Source organism: Bacillus sp. FSL L8-0152 (assembly GCF_038006365.1).
GTDB classification, from domain to species: domain Bacteria; phylum Bacillota; class Bacilli; order Bacillales; family Bacillaceae_G; genus Bacillus_A; species Bacillus_A cereus.
The window spans coordinates 3920614-3940878 of record NZ_JBBOVB010000001.1 but is presented as its reverse complement, the minus strand read 5'-3'; the positions used below and the strand labels follow the sequence as shown (position 1 = coordinate 3940878).

The window sequence follows — 20265 nt, the reverse complement described above, 5'->3', positions numbered from 1 at the left end:
CAATAAAGAAAATAATGTGACGGGGTGTGAGAATCTTGAATGATGTTGTACAAGTTCCTGTTACGGATGTAAAGGGGATCGGAGGAGAAACATCTGAGTTACTACATGAGATGGGGATTTATACAGTTTCTCATCTATTAGAACATTTTCCGTACCGTTATGAAGATTATGCGATGAAAGATCTTGCTGAAGTAAAGCATGATGAACGTGTAACGGTTGAAGGGAAGGTTCATAGTGCTCCTTTGCTGCAATATTATGGTAAGAAGAAATCGCGTCTAACAGTTCGTGTTCTCGTCGGTCGTTATTTAATTACGGCGGTATGTTTTAATAGGCCTTACTATAAGCAAAAATTAACGTTAGATGAAACGGTAACGATTACTGGTAAATGGGATCAACATCGTCAAACAATTGCTGTATCAGAACTTCATTTTGGGCCAGTTGTACGTCAACAAGAAGTGGAGCCTGTTTACTCAGTAAAGGGGAAACTTACAGTAAAACAGATGCGTCGTTTTATTGCTCAAGCGTTAAAGGAATATGGAGATTCTATAGTCGAAGTGTTACCGGATGGTTTGTTAGGCCGGTATAAATTATTACCAAGATATGAAGCACTTAAGGCTTTGCATTTTCCGGTAGGACAGGAGGATTTAAAGCAAGCGCGTCGCCGTTTTGTATATGAGGAATTTTTCTTATTTCAGCTGAAAATGCAAACACTGAGGAAAATGGAGAGGGAAAATTCAAAAGGGACGAAGAAAGAGATTCCGTCAGTAGAATTACAAGAATTTATCGATGCATTGCCGTTCCCGTTAACTGGTGCGCAGCGCCGAGTTGTAGATGAAATTTTAAAAGATATGACATCTCCTTATCGGATGAACCGACTATTACAAGGTGACGTTGGTTCTGGGAAAACAGTTGTTGCTGCGATTGGCCTTTATGCATCGAAATTAGCTCATTATCAAGGTGCTTTAATGGTTCCTACAGAAATTTTAGCTGAGCAACATTATCAGTCGCTTGCTGAAACGTTTTCGCATTTTGGTATGAAGGTGGAACTGCTAACAAGTTCTGTTAAAGGTGCAAGACGCCGAGAAATTTTAGCGAAGTTAGAACAAGGAGAAATAGATATTCTTGTTGGAACGCACGCTTTAATTCAAGATGAAGTTATATTTCATAGGTTGGGTCTCGTTATTACAGATGAACAGCATCGATTTGGTGTAGCGCAGCGCCGAGTTTTACGGGAGAAAGGTGAAAGTCCAGATGTATTATTTATGACAGCGACACCAATTCCGCGTACGCTTGCAATTACTGCATTTGGAGAGATGGATGTTTCGATAATCGATGAGATGCCAGCAGGTAGAAAGGTGATTGAAACATACTGGGCAAAACATGATATGTTAGATCGCGTCCTCGGTTTTGTTGAGAAGGAAATAAAAAAAGGAAGACAGGCATACGTTATTTGTCCTCTAATTGAAGAATCTGAGAAACTTGATGTGCAAAATGCTATCGACTTACATAGTATGCTGACGCATCATTACCAAGGGAAATGCCAAGTTGGATTGATGCATGGGAGATTATCGTCTCAGGAAAAAGAAGAGATAATGGGCCAGTTTAGTGAAAATAAAGTGCAAATTCTTGTATCGACAACAGTTGTTGAGGTGGGTGTGAACGTACCGAATGCGACTGTGATGGTTATTTATGATGCAGAACGTTTCGGTTTATCGCAGCTTCATCAGCTTAGAGGGCGTGTCGGGCGTGGTAGTGAACAATCATATTGTTTATTAATAGCAGACCCTAAATCAGAAACAGGAAAAGAAAGAATGCGCATAATGACTGAAACAAATGATGGATTTGTATTGTCAGAAAAAGATTTAGAATTACGAGGTCCTGGAGATTTCTTTGGGAGTAAGCAAAGTGGCTTACCAGAATTTAAGGTTGCTGACATGGTACACGATTATCGAGCGTTAGAAACAGCAAGGCAAGATGCGGCGATACTAGTAGATTCAGAAGCATTTTGGCACAATGATCAGTACGCTGCCTTGCGTACGTATCTTGATGGGACAGGTGTGTTCCAAGGAGAGAAGCTCGATTAAAGGGAGTCAACAAAAATTTTTGTTGCATTCTACTTTTAATGATTATATACTACTGTTAGTACCTAGTCATAAAAATGGATGGTGCGGTATGAAGAAAAGAAGAAGTAAAAAAGAAAGACAAGAATTATTACAACAAACAATCGAATCAAATCCTTTTATTACGGATGAAGATTTAGCGGAAAAATTTCAAGTGAGTATACAAACAGTACGACTGGATCGTATGGAATTGTCTATTCCTGAATTAAGAGAGAGAATTAAACATGTAGCTACAAAGCAACATGAAGAAGATGTGAAATCTTTACCGTTAGAAGAGGTTGTCGGAGAAATTATTGATATTGAATTAGATAGACATGCAATCTCTATCTTTGAAGTAAAGGTAGAACATGTATTTAAAAGAAATCAAATTGCCCGTGGGCATCATCTGTTTGCGCAAGCAAACTCACTAGCTGTTGCGGTTATTGATGAAGAATTAGCTTTAACTGCAAAGTCTACCATTCGATACATTCGCCCTGTGAAATTAGGAGAGCGTGTTGTTGCAAAAGCGCGCGTTGAAGATGTAGAGAATGATAAGGGACGGACGGTTGTCAAAGTGCGTAGCTTCGTTGGAGAAGAACTTGTTTTTACAGGCACTTTTGAAATGTATCGATCTAGTAATTATAGTGAGGAAGGTAACAACTTATGAAAATCGCAATAGATGCAATGGGCGGAGATCACGCTCCAAAGGCTGTAGTATTAGGGGCAATGAAAGCTATTAAGGAATATTCTGATTTACATATTACGTTAGTAGGGAAAGAAGAGGAAATTCGTCAATATTTAACGAGTGATGAACGAATTACTATTCTTCATACAGACGAAAAAATAGAATCGACGGAGGAACCAGTAAGAGCGGTTCGTCGAAAAAAACAAGCTTCAATGGTACTTGCGGCACAGCAAGTAAAGGATGGAGAAGCAGACGCTTGTATATCCGCAGGTAGTACAGGAGCTTTAATGGCAGCTGGATTATTTGTTGTCGGTCGCATGGAAGGAATTGAGCGACCAGCTTTATCGCCTACAATGCCAACTGTAGATGGAAAAGGTTTTGTTATGTTAGATGTTGGAGCAAATGTTGATGCAAAACCAATTCATTTATATCAATATGCAGTAATGGGATCTGTTTATGCTGAGAAGGTAAGAGGAATTGAAAATCCTCGTGTTGGACTATTAAACGTTGGAACAGAGGATGGGAAAGGAAACGAGCTTTCAAAGCAAGTATTTGCAATGCTTAAGGATGCGCCAATTAATTTCGTTGGGAACGTTGAATCAAGAGATTTATTGCAAGGTGTAGCAGATGTTGTTGTATGTGATGGTTTTACAGGGAATGTAGCGTTGAAATCATTAGAAGGAACAGCACTTGCGCTATTCTCTATGTTGAAAGAACAACTAATGAGTTCGTTTACGAGCAAATTAGCAGCGGCGGTATTAAAGCCAAAACTTATGGTATTAAAAGATAAAATGGATTATTCGGAGTACGGGGGAGCTGCATTATTTGGATTGAAAGCACCTGTCATTAAGGCTCACGGTTCTTCTAATGACCAGTCGATATTTAGTGCGATTCGTCAAACGAGAGAAATGGTAGCGAAAGAAGTAATTCCTACAATTTCAAGCGTAATGGAGAAAGAGTCACTCCAATAAGAGGAGGATTTGAAATGGGAAAAATAGCATTTCTTTTTCCGGGCCAAGGTTCACAGGCAGTTGGAATGGGTAAACAATTAGCAGAGAATAATAAAGAGGTTGCAAAAGTGTTTGCAAAAGCAGATGAGGTGTTACAAGATTCACTTTCAGAAGTGATTTTTGAAGGACCGCAGGAAAAGCTTACATTAACAACAAATGCTCAACCTGCATTATTAACAACGAGTTTTGCTATTTTGACAGCTTTGAAAGAGTATGACATTACACCTGACTTTGTCGCTGGTCATAGTTTAGGTGAATATAGCGCTCTTGTAGCAGCTGGTGCATTCACTTTTGAAGATGCGGTATATGCTGTAAGGAAACGCGGGGAATATATGGAAGAAGCTGTTCCGGGCGGGGAAGGTGCAATGGCAGCTATATTAGGTGCTGACCCACATATGCTGAAACAAGTTACAGAAGAAGTAACAAGTGAAGGATATGCAGTGCAAATCGCTAATATGAATAGTACGAAGCAAATTGTAATTTCTGGAACGAAGCAAGGCGTAGAGCTTGCTTCTCAAAGAGCGAAAGAAAATGGTGCAAAGAGAGCAATTCCACTAAAAGTAAGTGGGCCATTCCATTCTTCACTTATGAAGCCGGCAGCTGAGAAGTTCAAAAGTGTTTTGAATGAAATTACAATTCATGATACGAATATTCCTGTTATTGCAAATGTTACGGCGGATGTTATTACACGTGGTGCCGACATTCAAGAAAAGTTAATCGAACAGCTTTATTCGCCTGTATTATGGTACCCGTCTATTGAATGTATGGTGAAGCAGGGAGTAGATACATTTATTGAAATTGGACCTGGAAAAGTACTTGCTGGACTTATGAAGTCAATTGATTCATCAGTAAAAGCATATGCGATATATGATGAAGAGACATTAAAAGATACCATTTCAAATTTGAGAGGAGAAAACTGATGTTAAAAGGGAAGGTAGCATTAGTAACTGGCGCTTCACGTGGAATTGGTCGCGCGATTGCGATCGATTTAGCGAAACAAGGGGCAAATGTAGTAGTAAATTATGCAGGTAATGAACAAAAAGCAAATGAAGTAGTAGATGAAATTAAGAAATTAGGTTCTGATGCGATTGCGGTAAAAGCAGATGTTGCAAATGCTGATGATGTTACAAATATGGTGAAACAAACAGTAGATACATTTGGACAAGTTGATATTCTTGTAAATAATGCTGGTGTAACAAAAGATAATTTATTAATGCGTATGAAAGAAGAAGAATGGGATACAGTTATTAATACAAACTTAAAAGGTGTATTCTTATGTACAAAAGCAGTATCTCGTTATATGATGCGTCAACGTCACGGTAGAATTATAAATATCGCTTCTGTTGTGGGTGTTATAGGAAACCCAGGGCAAGCTAATTATGTTGCTGCTAAAGCGGGTGTTATTGGATTAACAAAAACATCTGCAAAAGAGTTAGCAAGTCGAAATATTACTGTGAATGCAATTGCGCCAGGCTTTATTGCGACTGATATGACTGATGTACTAGATGAGAATATTAAAGCCGAAATGTTAAAAGTTATTCCAGCTGCTCAATTTGGTGAAGCGCAAGATATCGCGAATGCTGTAACGTTTTTTGCTTCTGATCAAAGCAAATATGTTACAGGTCAAACGTTAAATGTTGATGGCGGTATGGTAATGTAATAAAAGAATCGATTTCACCTAGTTTTTTTGGTCAATATTTAATATAATATTTGAGGGGAGGTGAATGGAATGGCAGATGTTTTAGAGCGCGTAACAAAAATCATCGTTGATCGTTTAGGAGTAGAAGAGACTGAGGTAGTACCAGCTGCAAGCTTCAAGGAAGATTTAGGAGCAGACTCCCTAGATGTAGTAGAACTTGTAATGCAATTAGAAGATGAATTCGAAATGGAAATTTCTGATGAAGATGCTGAAAAGATTGCTACTGTTGGCGATGCTGTGACTTACATAGAGAGTCATCTATAATGCTTAAGTGAAGTCCCGTTTTTTAGCGGGGCTTTCTGGCTTATATCTGGAGGGACCTATGCCGTACCGAAAATATAGAGAAAAAAAATACGAAACAAAATATCGTGAAGCATTTAAAGTGTTTCAAGAAAAGATAGGTATTACGTTTACAGATGAAAAATTATTGATTCAAGCATTTACGCATTCATCGTATGTGAATGAGCATCGAAAAAAACCGCATGAAGATAATGAGCGTCTTGAATTTCTTGGAGATGCAGTATTGGAACTTACTGTATCGCAGTATCTGTTTCAAAAATATCCGACAATGAGCGAAGGAGAGTTAACAAAACTACGTGCAGCTATTGTATGTGAGCCATCTCTTGTTCGTTTTGCGAACGAATTGTCATTTGGTAGCCTTGTTTTATTAGGAAAAGGTGAAGAAATGACAGGTGGACGTGAACGACCAGCTTTATTAGCGGATGTCTTTGAAGCGTTTATTGGTGCCCTTTATCTTGATCAAGGGTTAGAAACAGTTTGGGAATTCTTAAAAGAAATTGTATATCCGAAAATTAATGAGGGTGCTTTTTCTCATGTGATGGATTATAAGAGTCAGTTACAAGAATTGATTCAGCGTGATGGTAGTGGCAATGTTGAGTATCAAATTTTGCAAGAAAAAGGACCAGCTCACAATCGAGAATTTGTGTCACGTGTTACGTTAAATAACGTAGCTTTAGGTCTTGGTAGTGGTAAGTCGAAAAAAGAAGCAGAACAACAAGCTGCTGCAGAAGCATTGAAAAAATTAAAAGAACAACTATAAGGAATCCCCCTTTGAATGAGGGGGATTCCTTGTGCATAGAATGAAACTTTCTTTTTGTTTGTAAATAAAAAGAAGGTAAATCCGTATAATAGCTTGTTTTTGTATAGAGAACATTTATAAAGACGGAGAATAGGAGGAAGGCCTTTCGTGTTTTTAAAAAGATTAGAAATAGCAGGGTTTAAGTCTTTTGCTGAGCGTGTATCTGTTGATTTTGTCCCGGGTGTAACTTCTGTAGTAGGACCTAATGGAAGCGGGAAAAGTAATATTACTGATGCAATTCGCTGGGTACTTGGTGAACAATCTGCAAAATCATTACGTGGTGCAAAGATGGAGGATATTATTTTTGCAGGCAGTGATACGAGGAGAGCGGTTAATGTTGCTGAAGTAACAATAACTTTAAATAATGAAGATCAACGTTTACCAATTGAATACAATGAGGTGTGTGTAACACGTCGTGTATCTCGTTCAGGTGAAAGTGATTTTTATATTAATAAACAATCATGTAGATTGAAAGATATTATTGATTTATTTATGGACTCTGGTATGGGAAGAGAAGCTTTTTCAATTATTAGCCAGGGGAAAGTGGAAGAGATTTTAAGTAGTAAGTCAGAAGAGCGTCGAGGTGTATTTGAAGAAGCGGCAGGCGTACTAAAATACAAACTTCGCAAAAAGAAAGCTGAAGGAAAATTAGAAGAAACACAAGAAAACTTAAATCGTGTACAAGATATAATTCATGAATTAAGTAGTCAAGTAGAACCTTTAGAAAGACAAGCTTCTATTGCGAAAGATTATCTTGAGAATAAAGAAGAATTAGAGAAAGTAGAAGCTGCGCTTATTGTCCATGAAATTGAAGAATTGCATGAGAAATGGGAAGCACTTCGAAATCAGTTTGGGCATAATAAAAACGAAGAAGCTAAAATGTCAACGAATTTACAAAAAAGTGAAGAAGAACTTGAGGAATTACGAGGACAATTACAAGCGGTAGATGAGTCTGTAGACTCGTTGCAAGAGGTACTTCTTCTTTCTAGTAAAGAGCTAGAAAAACTAGAAGGGCAGCGCGAGTTGTTAAAAGAGAGAAAGCAAAATGCTACGACGCATTGTGCGCAACTTGAGCAGTTAATTGTTGAATTAACAGAGAAAGCTAAAATTTACGATGGTGAGATTGAGTCAAGTACAGAAGCTTTAATGCAATTTGTGAATGAAGTAAAAGAGTTGGAGCAAAAATTGCATGATAATGAGCAATTGCTTGCTACTTTTGCTGACAATTTAGAGGAACAGATTGAGAATTTAAAAGGTGACTATATTGAACTTTTAAATCAACAAGCTAGTCATCGCAATGAATTATCTATGATTGAAGAACAATCTAAACAGCAAACGTCTAAAAACGAGCGTCTAGATGAAGAGAATGCGAAATATGTAGAAATGCGTATGGAAATTACAGCGAAAAAGACGAAACTTGTAGAAAGTTACGAACAAGCGAAAGAAAAAGTAGCTGGCATTCTCTCAAACATACAGAAGACAGAGGCGGCACTTGGGAAATGTAAGACGCAGTATAGTGAAAATGAAACAAAACTATACCAAGCATACCAATTTGTGCAACAGGCACGTTCTCGAAAAGAAATGCTTGAAGAGATGCAAGAAGATTATTCTGGCTTCTATCAAGGTGTACGTGAAGTATTGAAAGCTAGAGAAAATAGGTTGCAAGGTATCGAGGGTGCTGTTGCGGAACTGTTAACGGTTCCGAAAGAATACGAAGTTGCAATGGAAATCGCTCTAGGTGCAGCGATGCAGCATATTGTTGTACAAACAGAGGAGCATGCTCGTAATGCGATTGCATTTTTAAAGCAAAATAAACATGGACGTGCAACGTTTTTACCGCAAGCTGTTATTAAAAGCAGATCGTTATCATTTGAGCAATTACGCATTGTAAATCAACACCCATCGTTTGTAGGTGTGGCGGCAGAACTTGTGCAGTACAACAATAAATATGAAAATGTAGTTTCAAATTTATTAGGTACTGTTATTGTTGCGAAAGATTTACGCGGAGCAAATGAGTTGGCGAAACAACTGCAATACCGTTATCGCATTGTAACAATTGAAGGTGACGTAGTGAATCCTGGCGGTTCTATGACTGGTGGGGCGGTAAAACAAGCGAAATCTTCTTTATTAGGACGCCAACGTGAACTGGAAGAGTGGACTCGCAAGTTAACTGATATGGAAGAAAAAACAACGAAGTTAGAAAACTTTGTTAAAGCAGTAAAACAAGAGATTCAAGAAAAAGAAGTGAAAATACGCGAACTAAGGCAAACTGTAGAAGTGGATCGTGTAGAAGAGCAGAAATTAAGAGAAGAGATTAATCGTTTAGAATTAGAAGAACATCGTATTAATGACCGCTTGTCTATTTATGATTTAGAGATTGAAGGGTTTTTACAAGATCGAGTAAAAATGCAAGGGCGTAAAGAGGAGTTAGAAGGGATTTTAGCGAATCTTCAAGCTGATATCACTGAGTTAGATAGTAAAATTGTAGCTTTAACAAAACAAAAAAGTGAGCAACATTCTTCGAAAGAAAAAGTTCAAAAAGAAATGACTGAATTAAAAGTGCTGGCAGCTGAAAAGCAACAACGCTTATCTAATCAAAAAGAAAAAGTTGAACGATTGACGAAGGAAAAAGAAGAAACGGATACGACACTTGTAAAAACGAAAGAGGATTTAGCATTCTTAAAACAAGAAATGACATCTAATTCAAGTGGTGAAGAGCAAATTACGAATATGATTGAGAAGAAAGCGTATGATCGTAATCAAACTTCAGAATTAATTCGCTCTCGTCGTGAACAACGTGTATCGTTGCAAGAGAGAGTAGAACATTTAGAACGCAATTTGAAAGAAACGACAGGTAAACATAAATATATTCTTGAAATGTTGAAAGATCAAGAAGTGAGAATAAACCGACTTGATGTAGAGTTGGAAAATAGATTACAACATTTACGTGAAACATATACGATTTCATTTGAAGCGGCGAAACTAAAATATACAATGACAATGCCTGCAGAAGATGCGCGTAAGAAAGTAAAATTAATCAAATTATCCATAGAAGAGTTAGGTACAGTGAACCTAGGGGCAATTGATGAATATGAACGTGTAGCGGAGCGTCATACATTCTTACTAGAGCAGAGAGACGATCTAGAAGAAGCGAAAACGACATTGCACCAGCTTATTACCGAAATGGATGAAGAAATGAAAAAGCGCTTTTCTACTACGTTTGAAGGCATTAGAATGGAATTTCAATCGGTATTCTCTGAATTATTTGGAGGCGGTAGAGCGGATTTAGTAATGACTAATCCAGAGGATTTACTAAATACGGGTATTGATATTGTAGCACAACCGCCAGGGAAGAAATTGCAGAACTTAGGTTTACTTTCAGGTGGAGAGCGTGCTTTAACGGCAATTGCGCTTTTATTTGGTATTTTAAAAGTGCGCCCAGTACCGTTCTGTGTACTAGATGAGGTAGAGGCCGCCCTTGATGAAGCGAATGTAGCTCGTTTTGCACAGTATTTAAAGAAATTTAGTGATGAGACGCAGTTTATTGTAATTACACATAGAAAAGGTACAATGGAAGAGTCTGATGTGTTGTACGGTGTAACAATGCAAGAATCAGGGGTATCTAAACTTGTTTCGGTTCGTTTAGATGCCGGAGAAGAACTTATTGCAAGTGAATAGGAAGGATGGGAAAGTATGAGTTTTTTTAAAAAACTAAAAGAAAAAATTTCAAAACAAACGGATACAGTAACAGAGAAATTTAAACACGGATTAGAAAAAACTAGAAATTCATTTGCGGATAAAGTGAATGATTTAGTGTATCGTTACCGTAAAGTGGACGAAGATTTCTTCGAAGAGTTAGAAGAAATCTTAATTGGTGCAGACGTTGGCGTTGCGACGGTAATGGAATTAATTGATCAATTGAAAGAAGAAGTACAACGTCGTAACATTCAAGATCCAAAAGAAGTACAAGCTGTTATTTCAGAAAAACTAGTGGGAATTTACAAAGGTGACAGCGATTTTAGTAACGAAATTAATATGCAAGAGGACCAATTAACGGTTGTTTTATTTGTTGGTGTTAACGGTGTAGGAAAAACGACAACAATTGGTAAACTGGCGCATAAGTTTAAATCAGAAGGTAAGTCAGTCCTATTGGCAGCAGGAGACACATTCCGTGCTGGGGCGATTGAACAATTAGAAGTATGGGGCGATCGTGTTGGTGTAGAAGTGATTAAACAAGGATCTGGATCTGATCCAGCGGCGGTTATGTATGACGCTGTACAAGCTGCGAAAGCACGTAAGGTAGATGTATTACTATGTGACACAGCAGGACGCTTGCAAAATAAAGTAAACTTAATGAAAGAGTTAGAGAAGGTGAAGCGTGTAATTGAGCGTGAAGTACCAGGTGCTCCTCATGAAGTATTGCTTGTTATTGATGCAACAACAGGACAAAACGGTTTAAGCCAAGCGAAAACATTCCGGGAGGCAACGAATGTAACTGGTATTGTTTTAACGAAGTTAGATGGAACTGCTAAAGGTGGTATTGTATTAGCGATTCGTAACGAAATGGATGTACCGGTGAAGTTTGTTGGATTAGGAGAGCAAATGGATGATTTGCAGCAGTTTGATCCAGAACAATATGTGTATGGTTTATTTGCGAACTTAGTAGAAACAGAAGAAGTATAAGCGAAAGAAGCGGTATTTCCGCTTCTTTTTCTATAAAAACATATGATGTTAAGAAAAAAACTTGACACTCTTTTGGACTCCATGTAAACTAATTCATGTAAAGGGAAATCACTTAACAAAGGATGATCCAACATGCTCGAAAAAACAACGAGAATGAACTATTTATTTGATTTTTATCAATCGTTGTTAACGCAAAAACAAAGAAGTTATATGTCGCTTTATTATCTAGATGATTTATCTCTTGGTGAAATTGCGGAAGAATTTGATATAAGTCGCCAAGCCGTGTATGATAACATTAAACGGACTGAAGCGATGCTTGAAGAATATGAAGAAAAATTAGTATTACTTCAAAAGTTTCAAGAGCGACAGCGACTTGTTGCAAAGCTAAAACAGCTAATCAGCGAAGAAGAGCATGTGAATGAAGAAATGAAACAAGTTGTTGAAGCTATCGAAAAATTAGATTAGGAGGGCGGCAATATGGCATTTGAAGGATTAGCCGACCGACTTCAACAGACAATGCAAAAAATCCGCGGCAAAGGAAAAGTTTCTGAAGCCGATGTGAAAGAAATGATGAGAGAAGTTCGTCTAGCTCTTTTAGAAGCAGATGTTAACTTTAAAGTAGTAAAAGATTTTGTGAAGCGTGTGTCTGAACGTGCTGTCGGACAAGATGTAATGAAAAGTTTGACACCTGGACAACAAGTAATTAAAGTTGTACAGGAAGAACTTACAGAACTTATGGGCGGAGAGCAAAGCAAAATTGCTGTTGCTAATAAGCCACCGACTGTTATTATGATGGTTGGTCTGCAAGGTGCGGGTAAAACAACGACGACAGGTAAGCTTGCGAATTTGCTTCGTAAAAAGCATAATCGTAAACCGATGCTTGTTGCAGCTGATATTTACCGTCCAGCAGCAATTAAACAGCTTGAAACATTAGGGAAGCAATTGGACATGCCTGTATTTTCTTTAGGAGATCAAGTAAGTCCTGTTGAAATTGCGAAACAAGCGATTGCAAAAGCAAAAGAAGATCATCATGATTATGTTTTAATCGATACAGCGGGTCGCCTGCATATTGATGAAGAACTAATGGATGAATTAGCGAAAGTTAAAGAAGTTGCGAAACCGGATGAAATTTTCCTTGTTGTCGATGCGATGACGGGACAAGACGCGGTAAATGTTGCACAAAGTTTCCATGAACAGTTAGGTTTAACAGGTGTTGTATTAACGAAATTAGATGGTGATACGCGCGGTGGTGCTGCATTATCTATTAAGGCTGTAACAAACACACCGATTAAATTTGCTGGTATGGGTGAAAAACTAGATGCAATTGAAGCGTTCCATCCAGAGCGTATGGCATCCCGTATTTTAGGGATGGGCGATGTCTTAACATTGATTGAAAAAGCGCAAGCTACAGTTGATGAAGAGAAAGCAAAAGAACTTGAGCAAAAAATGCGTACGCTTTCGTTTACGCTTGACGATTTCCTAGAACAACTTGGACAAGTGCGTCAACTTGGGCCGCTTGATGAATTGTTAGGAATGCTTCCTGGTGCAAATAAAATTAAAGGGCTGAAAAATGCGCAAGTTGATGAAAAACAAATTGGGCATATTGAGGCAATTATTCGTTCTATGACTAAATTAGAACGAGAACAACCGGAAATAATCAATGCTAGTCGCAAAAAGCGCATTGCCAAAGGTAGCGGTACAACTGTACAAGAAATCAATCGTCTAATCAAACAATTCGATGACATGAAAAAAATGATGAAGACGATGACTGGAATGCAAAAAGGCAAGAAAAAAGGACTAGGTGGATTGAAGTTTCCATTCATGTAAGGAAAAAAAGATGGCTCTGTTAAGAAAAAATACTTTACAAAGCAATAGTCTTTTTGCTAATATAATTATCTGTGTGAAATAAATTCGGAGGTGCTTTATAAATGGCAGTTAAAATTCGTTTAAAACGTATGGGAGCTAAAAAAACTCCTTTCTATCGTGTAGTTGTTGCAGATTCTCGTTCTCCTCGTGACGGACGTTTCATTGAGGAAATCGGAACTTACAATCCAGTTGCTCAACCAGCTGAAGTTAAGATCAACGAAGAAGCAGCATTAAAATGGTTAGGAAATGGTGCTAAACCATCTGATACAGTTCGTAACTTATTCTCTAACCAAGGTATCATGGAGAAATTCCACTTATCTAAACAAGGTAAGTAATTGAGGCAATGACTATGAAGAAGTTAGTCGAGACGATTGTCAAGCCTCTTGTCGATCATCCTGAAGATGTAAAAGTTACACAGGAACTTTACAACGGAGAGATAAAGTATCGATTAACTGTACATCCTGAGGATGTTGGAAAAGTCATTGGAAAGCAAGGGAGAGTTGCGAAAGCGATTCGAATGCTCTTGTATTCAGTGGGACATCATAATGATGAAAAAGTAACACTGGAAATTCAATAAACGTAAAAAGGGCGAGGAGTTATTCCTCTCCCTTTTTTAACATTTAAATAGAGATTGCATGTTCCATCTATGAAATGGAGATGCTTAATTTATATAGAAACCAGGGGTGACATACTATTTATGACAAAATGGTTTAACGTAGGGAAAATTGTAAATACTCATGGCGTAAGAGGAGAAATCCGTGTTATTTCTCGTACTGATTTTCCAGAAGAGCGATATAAAGTAGGAAACACACTATACATATCGAATGAGAAAGACACAGACTACCTTCCGGTGAAGGTAACTTCTCATCGCCAACATAAGACATTCGATTTATTAACATTTGAAGGATATAACAATGTAGATGAAGTAGAGAAGTTTAAAGGTTCTTTAATAAAAGTACCAGAAGAGCAGTTAGGCGAACTTGCTGAAGGTGAATACTACTATCACGAAATTATTGGTTGCAGCGTTGTAACGGAAGAAGGAGAAGCGCTAGGGACAATCAAAGAAATTCTCTCTCCTGGTGCAAATGATGTTTGGGTGATTAAACGTCCGAAGGGTCAAGATCTTTTAATTCCTTATATTGATGACGTTGTACTTCAAGTTAATATTGAAAATAAATTAGTAACCATTCATGTAATGGAAGGGTTGCTATAATGAAAATTGATATTTTAACGTTGTTCCCAGACATGTTTACCGGTGTATTTGGATCTTCTATATTAAAGAAGGCGCAAGAAAAAGAAGCGGTAAACCTTCGTGTTGTTAACTTTCGTGATTATACAACAAGTAAGCATAATAGCGTAGACGATTATCCTTACGGCGGAGGAGCTGGTATGGTGCTTACTCCTCAGCCTATTTTTGATGCTGTAGAAGATTTGACGAAAGAGACAGAGCGTAAGCCGAGAGTTGTCTTAATGTGTCCGCAGGGCGAAAGATTTACGCAGAAGAAAGCGGAAGAGCTTGCAGAGGAAGAACATTTGATCTTTGTATGTGGGCATTATGAAGGGTATGACGAACGAATTCGTGAGCATCTCGTAACGGATGAGATTTCTATTGGTGACTATGTATTAACGGGCGGAGAATTAGCTTCTATGGTTATTACTGATAGTGTTGTACGTCTCTTGCCAGGCGTGCTAGGAAATCATGCTTCACAAGTGGAGGATTCGTTTAGTACAGGTTTGTTAGAGCATCCTCATTATACACGTCCGGCTGATTTTCGTGGTATGAAGGTACCGGATGTATTAATGTCAGGGAATCATAAAAATATTGACGAATGGCGACATAAGGAATCTTTGCGCCGTACGTATACGCGTAGACCTGATTTGTTAGATGATAGAGATCTATCTAAACAAGAGAAAAAATGGCTTGAGGAAATAAAGCGAGAGCAGTAATAACTTCATATATTTGCTATTGCAACAGGCCTAGTAATATGCTATTATAACATTTGTGCTACTGAAATCAGTAGCCGTATTAACGATGTTCCGCTGTAATTTATTAAGACTTTATAAGAGCATCTGTTTAAAGGAGAGAATTTAATATGCAACAATTAATCGCAGAAATTACAAAAGGCCAATTAAAAACTGACCTTCCTTCATTCCGTCCTGGTGACACTTTACGTGTACACGTAAAAGTTGTTGAGGGAACTCGTGAAAGAATTCAGCTTTTCGAAGGTGTTGTAATTAAACGTCGTGGTGGCGGAATTAGTGAAACATTCACAGTTCGTAAGATTTCTTACGGTGTAGGTGTTGAGCGTACATTCCCAGTTCACACGCCAAGAATCGCGAAAATCGAAGTACTTCGCCGTGGTAAAGTACGTCGTGCTAAGTTATACTACTTACGTAACCTTCGCGGTAAAAAAGCACGTATTAAAGAAATTCGATAAGACATGTATGGGAGCTTGTAAATGCACAAGCTCCCTTTTTCCAATCTATATGAAATTTTGGTATAATACGAACAGCTTACATAACCGTGGAGGGGAAATGCATGAAAAAAGAGAAGAGTTCACTTTGGGAATGGATTAAAGCAATTTTGATTGCTGTTGTATTAGCTGGTGTTATTAGACAGTTTTTCTTTGCTCCAATTCTCGTAGACGGGGTATCGATGGCACCTACCTTACATGATCGTGATCGAATGATTGTGAATAAAATTGGTTATCACATTGGAGATCCAAAACGCTTTGATATTATCGTATTTCGAGCAACAGAAGATAAAGATTACATTAAGCGCATTATAGGCCTGCCAGGCGATGAAATAGAGTATCGTAATGATAAACTGTATGTTAACGGAAAGGCTTATGAGGAGCCGTATTTAGACAAGCAGAAAAAGCAAATTGCTGACGGACCGCTTACATATGATTTTAATCTTGAAGAAATGACAGGCAAGAAAACTGTTCCAAAAGATCAATTATTTGTTTTAGGTGATAATCGTCGTTTTAGTAAAGATAGCCGTTCAATCGGTACGATTTCAAAGGATCAAGTAATTGGTAAAGCCAATATGTTATATTGGCCGTTAGAAGACGCACGTATTGTGAAATAAATGAAAAAGAAGGTGGCAACATGGTAATTCAATGGTTTCCAGGGCATATGGCGAAGGCTAGACGCCAAGTAACGGAGAAATTAAAATTAATTGATGTTGTAATTGAGCTTGTAGATGCTCGATTACCATTATCATCTCGAAACCCAATGATTGATGAAATCATTACACATAAGCCGAGGCTTGTTGTTTTAAATAAAGCGGATATGGCAGATGATCGTTTAACAAAACAATGGATCGCATATTTTAAAGAAAAAGGCCATATGGCAATTTCGATTAATGCGCAAGCTGGACAAGGTATGAAAGAAATTGCAGCAGCTTGTAAAGTGCTTGTTAAAGAAAAATTTGATAAAATGGTTGCAAAAGGTATTAGACCGAGAGCGATTCGCGCATTAATTGTAGGTATACCAAATGTTGGTAAATCTACATTAATTAATAAATTGGCAAAGAAAAATATTGCTAAAACAGGAGATCGTCCAGGTGTGACAACAGCTCAACAATGGATTAAAGTTGGGAAGGAAATGGAATTGTTAGATACGCCAGGTATTCTGTGGCCTAAATTTGAAGATCAATTAGTGGGTCTTCGCTTAGCGACGACGGGTGCAATTAAAGATTCAATTTTAAATTTACAAGATGTAGCTGTTTACGCATTACGTTTTATGGAGAAACATTATCCAGAACGCTTGAAAGAACGCTACAATTTAAATGAGATTCCAGAAGATATTGTGGAATTATTCGATGCAATTGGAAAAAATAGAGGCTGCTTAATGGGCGGCGGAATGATTGATTATGATAAGACATCTGAGCTTGTACTTCGTGAGCTTCGTGGTGGCAAACTTGGAAAAATGACGTTTGAGACACCGGAAGAGTTTGCAGAGCAAGTAGAAGATGTGGAAAAAATAGAAGAAGTATAAGACGTGCGTTTGTGCGTCTTTTCTTTTTGGATACGTTTAAAAAGGAGCTTGTATAAATGCAAACAATGACGATAAAAGAAGCGGAAAATGTATTGAAAGAAATTATGAATGAAGAAGATGATCGCTTTCAACTGTTAATGAAAGATGAGCGAAAAGGCGTTCAAAAGCTCGTTTTGAAGTGGTATAAACAAAAAGAGTTAGAACAGAAAGAAAAAGAGAAGTTTTTTGAAATGTCCAAGTATGAAAATGCTTTGCGTGAAAAAGGGGTCACATATATCGCAGGTATTGATGAAGTAGGGCGCGGGCCATTGGCTGGGCCTGTTGTGACGGCAGCTGTCGTTCTTCCTGAGGATTTTTATATTCCAGGGTTAAATGACTCAAAAAAGCTGAGTGAAGCGAAACGTGAGCGTTTTTATGATGAAATAAAAGTACAAGCGATTGCAATTGGAGTTGGAATTGTATCACCGCAAGTTATTGATGAAATTAATATTTACCAAGCAACGAAACAAGCGATGTTAGATGCTGTTGCAAATTTATCTTATACACCCCAACATTTATTAATTGATGCGATGAAGCTTCCCACACCAATTCCGCAAACTTCAATTATTAAAGGTGATGCGAAAAGTGTTTCGATTTCAGCTGCATCCATTATCGCAAAAGTAACGAGAGATCGTATGATGAAAGAACTGGGAGAGAAGTATCCTGAATACGGATTTGAGCAACATATGGGATATGGCACAAAGCAACATTTAGAGGCAATTGAAGTGCATGGAGTATTAGAGGAACACCGAAAGTCATTCGCGCCAATTAAAGATATGATTCAAAAATAAGCTGTAAATATGCAGCTTATTTTTTATTTTGGCATATAAACATTACTATTTTCGAAAAAGAATAAAGCGATTTCAGTTTTCTGACACTTTATTGTAGACAGCGTGCCAATCATCTTATACAATGGCAATGTAATGTTTTTTAAACATTAAAAAACTTTTCGAGTAAAACAGGAAAACAGGGGAGGATGGGACCATGAATATCCATGAGTACCAAGGTAAGGCAGTCCTTAGAAGCTATGGGGTTAGCGTTCCGAACGGGAAGGTTGCATTTACAGTAGAAGAAGCTGTAGAAGCGGCGAAAGAATTAGGAACAGATGTATGTGTAGTGAAAGCACAAATTCACGCTGGTGGACGCGGCAAAGCTGGCGGAGTAAAAGTTGCAAAAAATTTAGATGAAGTTCGTACATATGCAGAAAGCATTTTAGGAACTACACTTGTGACACATCAAACAGGTCCTGAAGGTAAGGAAGTAAAACGCTTACTTATCGAAGAAGGTTGCGATATTAAAAAAGAATATTATGTAGGTCTAGTTTTAGATCGTGCAACTTCTCAAGTTGTTTTAATGGCTTCTGAAGAAGGCGGAACAGAAATTGAAGAAGTAGCAGAAAAAACACCTGAAAAAATCTTTAAAGAATATATTGATCCGGCAGTAGGCTTACAAGGTTTCCAAGCGCGCCGAATTGCATTTAACATCAATATTCCAAAAGAGCTTGTAGGACAAGCTGTGAAGTTTATGATGGGCTTATACCGTGCGTTTATTGAAAAAGATTGCTCTATCGCTGAGATTAACCCACTTGTTACAACAGGTGAAGGTAAAGTTATGGCACTAGATGCAAAATTAAACTTTGATTCCAATGCGTTATATCGCCATAAAGACATTTTAGAGCTTCGTGATCTTGACGAAGAAGATGCAAAAGAAATTGAAGCTTCAAAATACGACTTAAACTACATTCCTTTAGATGGAAATATCGGTTGTATGGTTAATGGTGCAGGTTTAGCGATGGCTACAATGGATATCATTAAACATTACCACGGTGACCCAGCTAACTTCTTAGATGTTGGTGGCGGTGCAACTGCTGAAAAAGTTACAGAAGCATTCAAAATTATCCTTTCTGACAAAAATGTAAAAGGTATCTTCGTTAACATTTTTGGTGGCATTATGAAGTGTGATGTTATTGCAGAAGGTGTTATTGAAGCAACGAAACAGGTAGGTCTTGAGTTACCTTTAGTTGTACGTCTTGAAGGTACAAACGTAGAACTAGGTAAGAAAATTTTAAATGAGTCTGGCTTAAATATTGTTGCAGCAGAATCTATGGCAGACGGTGCACAAAAAATTGTTTCACTAGTGGGCTAATAGAAAGCGGGGGAGAAAAATGAGCGTATTAGTTAATAAAGATACAAAAGTTATTGTTCAAGGTATTACAGGTTCTCAAGGTTTATTCCATACAAAACAAATGATTGAATACGGTACGAAAATTGTCGGTGGTGTAACGCCAGGTAAAGGTGGCACTGATATTGAAGGTGTACCAGTATTTGATACTGTAGAAGATGCAGTGAAAGCAACAGGCGCAAACGCTTCAGTTGTATACGTTCCACCCGCTTTTGCGGCTGATGCAATTATGGAAGCAGTTGATGCAGAAATTGATTTAGTAGTATGTATTACTGAAGGAATTCCTGTATTAGATATGGTAAACGTAAAGAGATATATGGCTGGTAAACATACACGTTTACTTGGACCAAACTGCCCAGGTGTTATCACGCCTGATGAATGTAAAATCGGTATTATGCCAGGATACATTCATAAAAAAGGTCATGTAGGTATCGTATCGCGCTCTGGTACTTTAACGTATGAAGCTGTACATCAGTTAACACAAGAAGGTATTGGACAATCTACTGCTGTAGGTATCGGCGGGGACCCTGTTAACGGTACAGACTTTATTGATGCGTTAAAAGCATTTAATGAAGATGAAGAAACACATGCTGTAATTATGATTGGTGAAATCGGCGGTACAGCAGAAGAAGAGGCAGCTGAATGGGTAAAAGCTAATATGACAAAACCTGTTGTAGGCTTCATTGGTGGTCAAACAGCGCCTGCTGGCAAACGTATGGGCCATGCTGGTGCAATCATTTCTGGCGGTAAAGGAACTGCTGCTGAAAAGATTAAAACAATGGAAGCTTGTGGCATTAAAGTAGCTGAAACTCCAGCAGTTATGGGAGAAACGCTAATCTCTGTTTTAAAAGAAAAAGGTTTATTTGAGACTTGCAAAAACTATTAATCTGTTGAAAAGACAC

Annotated in this window: 21 protein-coding genes; all 21 read left to right on the top strand. The window is 37.9% G+C overall.

Annotation, left to right across the window (positions count from 1 at the left end; all coding sequences use genetic code 11):
- Positions 1 to 35: 35 nt before the first annotated feature.
- The 21 genes from recG to sucD all read left to right on the top strand — a co-directional run bounded on the left by recG (position 36) and on the right by sucD (position 20249).
- Positions 36 to 2084 carry an ATP-dependent DNA helicase RecG gene (gene recG / locus MHH27_RS19590; protein ID WP_001000823.1) on the top strand — a complete coding sequence of 683 codons (2049 nt, stop codon included), beginning with the start codon at positions 36 to 38 and terminating at the stop codon, positions 2082 to 2084.
- 88 nt (positions 2085 to 2172) lie between these two features.
- Positions 2173 to 2766 carry a transcription factor FapR gene (gene fapR / locus MHH27_RS19585; protein WP_000747349.1) on the top strand — a complete coding sequence of 198 codons (594 nt, stop codon included), beginning with the start codon at positions 2173 to 2175 and terminating at the stop codon, positions 2764 to 2766.
- Entirely contained in the window at positions 2763 to 3755 is a 993-nt protein-coding gene (gene plsX, locus MHH27_RS19580; protein WP_000684100.1) for a phosphate acyltransferase PlsX, read from the top strand. The genes fapR and plsX overlap by 4 nt, the downstream gene beginning before the upstream one ends.
- A gap of 14 nt (positions 3756 to 3769) precedes the next feature.
- On the top strand, positions 3770 to 4714 hold the full coding sequence (fabD, locus tag MHH27_RS19575) for an ACP S-malonyltransferase (RefSeq protein WP_340943779.1): 945 nt from the start codon (positions 3770 to 3772) through the stop codon (positions 4712 to 4714).
- A complete protein-coding gene (gene fabG, locus MHH27_RS19570) occupies positions 4714 to 5454 on the top strand; it encodes a 3-oxoacyl-[acyl-carrier-protein] reductase (RefSeq protein WP_000911769.1) in 741 nt (246 codons plus the stop codon). The genes fabD and fabG overlap by 1 nt, the downstream gene beginning before the upstream one ends.
- A 69-nt stretch (positions 5455 to 5523) precedes the next feature.
- Complete coding sequence (gene acpP, locus MHH27_RS19565; RefSeq protein WP_000786062.1) at positions 5524 to 5757, top strand: acyl carrier protein; 234 nt, start codon at positions 5524 to 5526, stop codon at positions 5755 to 5757.
- A 58-nt stretch (positions 5758 to 5815) separates the two neighbouring features.
- A complete protein-coding gene (rncS, locus tag MHH27_RS19560; protein WP_001146875.1) occupies positions 5816 to 6553 on the top strand; it encodes a ribonuclease III in 738 nt (245 codons plus the stop codon).
- 147 nt (positions 6554 to 6700) lie between these two features.
- A complete protein-coding gene (gene smc / locus MHH27_RS19555) occupies positions 6701 to 10270 on the top strand; it encodes a chromosome segregation protein SMC (RefSeq protein ID WP_075717457.1) in 3570 nt (1189 codons plus the stop codon).
- 15 nt (positions 10271 to 10285) lie between these two features.
- On the top strand, positions 10286 to 11275 hold the full coding sequence (gene ftsY, locus MHH27_RS19550) for a signal recognition particle-docking protein FtsY (protein WP_000007642.1): 990 nt from the start codon (positions 10286 to 10288) through the stop codon (positions 11273 to 11275).
- A gap of 132 nt (positions 11276 to 11407) precedes the next feature.
- Entirely contained in the window at positions 11408 to 11740 is a 333-nt protein-coding gene (locus MHH27_RS19545; protein ID WP_340943777.1) for a putative DNA-binding protein, read from the top strand.
- 12 nt (positions 11741 to 11752) lie between these two features.
- Complete coding sequence (gene ffh, locus MHH27_RS19540) at positions 11753 to 13102, top strand: signal recognition particle protein (RefSeq protein ID WP_000863460.1); 1350 nt, start codon at positions 11753 to 11755, stop codon at positions 13100 to 13102.
- Between the two features lie 101 nt (positions 13103 to 13203).
- The gene (gene rpsP / locus MHH27_RS19535; RefSeq protein ID WP_000268750.1) at positions 13204 to 13476 is read left to right on the top strand and encodes a 30S ribosomal protein S16; all 273 of its coding nucleotides are present in this window, start codon (positions 13204 to 13206) and stop codon (positions 13474 to 13476) included.
- Between the two features lie 14 nt (positions 13477 to 13490).
- Positions 13491 to 13718: a KH domain-containing protein gene (locus tag MHH27_RS19530; protein ID WP_000737399.1), complete on the top strand. Its 228-nt coding sequence runs from the start codon at positions 13491 to 13493 to the stop codon at positions 13716 to 13718.
- Between the two features lie 120 nt (positions 13719 to 13838).
- A complete protein-coding gene (rimM, locus tag MHH27_RS19525) occupies positions 13839 to 14354 on the top strand; it encodes a ribosome maturation factor RimM (RefSeq protein ID WP_000170272.1) in 516 nt (171 codons plus the stop codon).
- The gene (gene trmD, locus MHH27_RS19520; RefSeq protein ID WP_000686899.1) at positions 14354 to 15088 is read left to right on the top strand and encodes a tRNA (guanosine(37)-N1)-methyltransferase TrmD; all 735 of its coding nucleotides are present in this window, start codon (positions 14354 to 14356) and stop codon (positions 15086 to 15088) included. The genes rimM and trmD overlap by 1 nt, the downstream gene beginning before the upstream one ends.
- A 146-nt stretch (positions 15089 to 15234) precedes the next feature.
- The gene (gene rplS / locus MHH27_RS19515; RefSeq protein WP_001186516.1) at positions 15235 to 15579 is read left to right on the top strand and encodes a 50S ribosomal protein L19; all 345 of its coding nucleotides are present in this window, start codon (positions 15235 to 15237) and stop codon (positions 15577 to 15579) included.
- A 101-nt stretch (positions 15580 to 15680) separates the two neighbouring features.
- Positions 15681 to 16232 carry a signal peptidase I gene (lepB, locus tag MHH27_RS19510; protein ID WP_000711852.1) on the top strand — a complete coding sequence of 184 codons (552 nt, stop codon included), beginning with the start codon at positions 15681 to 15683 and terminating at the stop codon, positions 16230 to 16232.
- A gap of 20 nt (positions 16233 to 16252) precedes the next feature.
- Complete coding sequence (gene ylqF, locus MHH27_RS19505; RefSeq protein WP_000236702.1) at positions 16253 to 17143, top strand: ribosome biogenesis GTPase YlqF; 891 nt, start codon at positions 16253 to 16255, stop codon at positions 17141 to 17143.
- Between the two features lie 56 nt (positions 17144 to 17199).
- Complete coding sequence (locus MHH27_RS19500) at positions 17200 to 17973, top strand: ribonuclease HII (RefSeq protein WP_001194269.1); 774 nt, start codon at positions 17200 to 17202, stop codon at positions 17971 to 17973.
- Positions 17974 to 18166: 193 nt separating this feature from the next.
- The gene (gene sucC, locus MHH27_RS19495; RefSeq protein WP_001020790.1) at positions 18167 to 19327 is read left to right on the top strand and encodes an ADP-forming succinate--CoA ligase subunit beta; all 1161 of its coding nucleotides are present in this window, start codon (positions 18167 to 18169) and stop codon (positions 19325 to 19327) included.
- Between the two features lie 19 nt (positions 19328 to 19346).
- Positions 19347 to 20249: a succinate--CoA ligase subunit alpha gene (gene sucD / locus MHH27_RS19490; RefSeq protein ID WP_000115178.1), complete on the top strand. Its 903-nt coding sequence runs from the start codon at positions 19347 to 19349 to the stop codon at positions 20247 to 20249.
- The last annotated feature ends 16 nt before the right edge of the window (positions 20250 to 20265 follow it).

Excerpts from the sequence above, each read along its gene's own strand:
- sucC (WP_001020790.1), top strand. The coding sequence starts at position 18,167 with ATGAATATCCATGAGTACCAAGGTAAGGCAGTCCTTAGAAGCTATGGG.
- rpsP (WP_000268750.1), top strand. The coding sequence starts at position 13,204 with ATGGCAGTTAAAATTCGTTTAAAACGTATGGGAGCTAAAAAAACTCCT.
- MHH27_RS19500 (WP_001194269.1), top strand. The coding sequence starts at position 17,200 with ATGCAAACAATGACGATAAAAGAAGCGGAAAATGTATTGAAAGAAATT.
- ylqF (WP_000236702.1), top strand. The coding sequence starts at position 16,253 with ATGGTAATTCAATGGTTTCCAGGGCATATGGCGAAGGCTAGACGCCAA.
- MHH27_RS19545 (WP_340943777.1), top strand. The coding sequence starts at position 11,408 with ATGCTCGAAAAAACAACGAGAATGAACTATTTATTTGATTTTTATCAA.
- rplS (WP_001186516.1), top strand. The coding sequence starts at position 15,235 with ATGCAACAATTAATCGCAGAAATTACAAAAGGCCAATTAAAAACTGAC.
- fapR (WP_000747349.1), top strand. The coding sequence starts at position 2,173 with ATGAAGAAAAGAAGAAGTAAAAAAGAAAGACAAGAATTATTACAACAA.
- plsX (WP_000684100.1), top strand. The coding sequence starts at position 2,763 with ATGAAAATCGCAATAGATGCAATGGGCGGAGATCACGCTCCAAAGGCT.
- ftsY (WP_000007642.1), top strand. The coding sequence starts at position 10,286 with ATGAGTTTTTTTAAAAAACTAAAAGAAAAAATTTCAAAACAAACGGAT.
- sucD (WP_000115178.1), top strand. The coding sequence starts at position 19,347 with ATGAGCGTATTAGTTAATAAAGATACAAAAGTTATTGTTCAAGGTATT.
- trmD (WP_000686899.1), top strand. The coding sequence starts at position 14,354 with ATGAAAATTGATATTTTAACGTTGTTCCCAGACATGTTTACCGGTGTA.
- fabD (WP_340943779.1), top strand. The coding sequence starts at position 3,770 with ATGGGAAAAATAGCATTTCTTTTTCCGGGCCAAGGTTCACAGGCAGTT.
- rimM (WP_000170272.1), top strand. The coding sequence starts at position 13,839 with ATGACAAAATGGTTTAACGTAGGGAAAATTGTAAATACTCATGGCGTA.
- MHH27_RS19530 (WP_000737399.1), top strand. The coding sequence starts at position 13,491 with ATGAAGAAGTTAGTCGAGACGATTGTCAAGCCTCTTGTCGATCATCCT.
- ffh (WP_000863460.1), top strand. The coding sequence starts at position 11,753 with ATGGCATTTGAAGGATTAGCCGACCGACTTCAACAGACAATGCAAAAA.
- rncS (WP_001146875.1), top strand. The coding sequence starts at position 5,816 with ATGCCGTACCGAAAATATAGAGAAAAAAAATACGAAACAAAATATCGT.
- acpP (WP_000786062.1), top strand. The coding sequence starts at position 5,524 with ATGGCAGATGTTTTAGAGCGCGTAACAAAAATCATCGTTGATCGTTTA.
- lepB (WP_000711852.1), top strand. The coding sequence starts at position 15,681 with ATGAAAAAAGAGAAGAGTTCACTTTGGGAATGGATTAAAGCAATTTTG.
- fabG (WP_000911769.1), top strand. The coding sequence starts at position 4,714 with ATGTTAAAAGGGAAGGTAGCATTAGTAACTGGCGCTTCACGTGGAATT.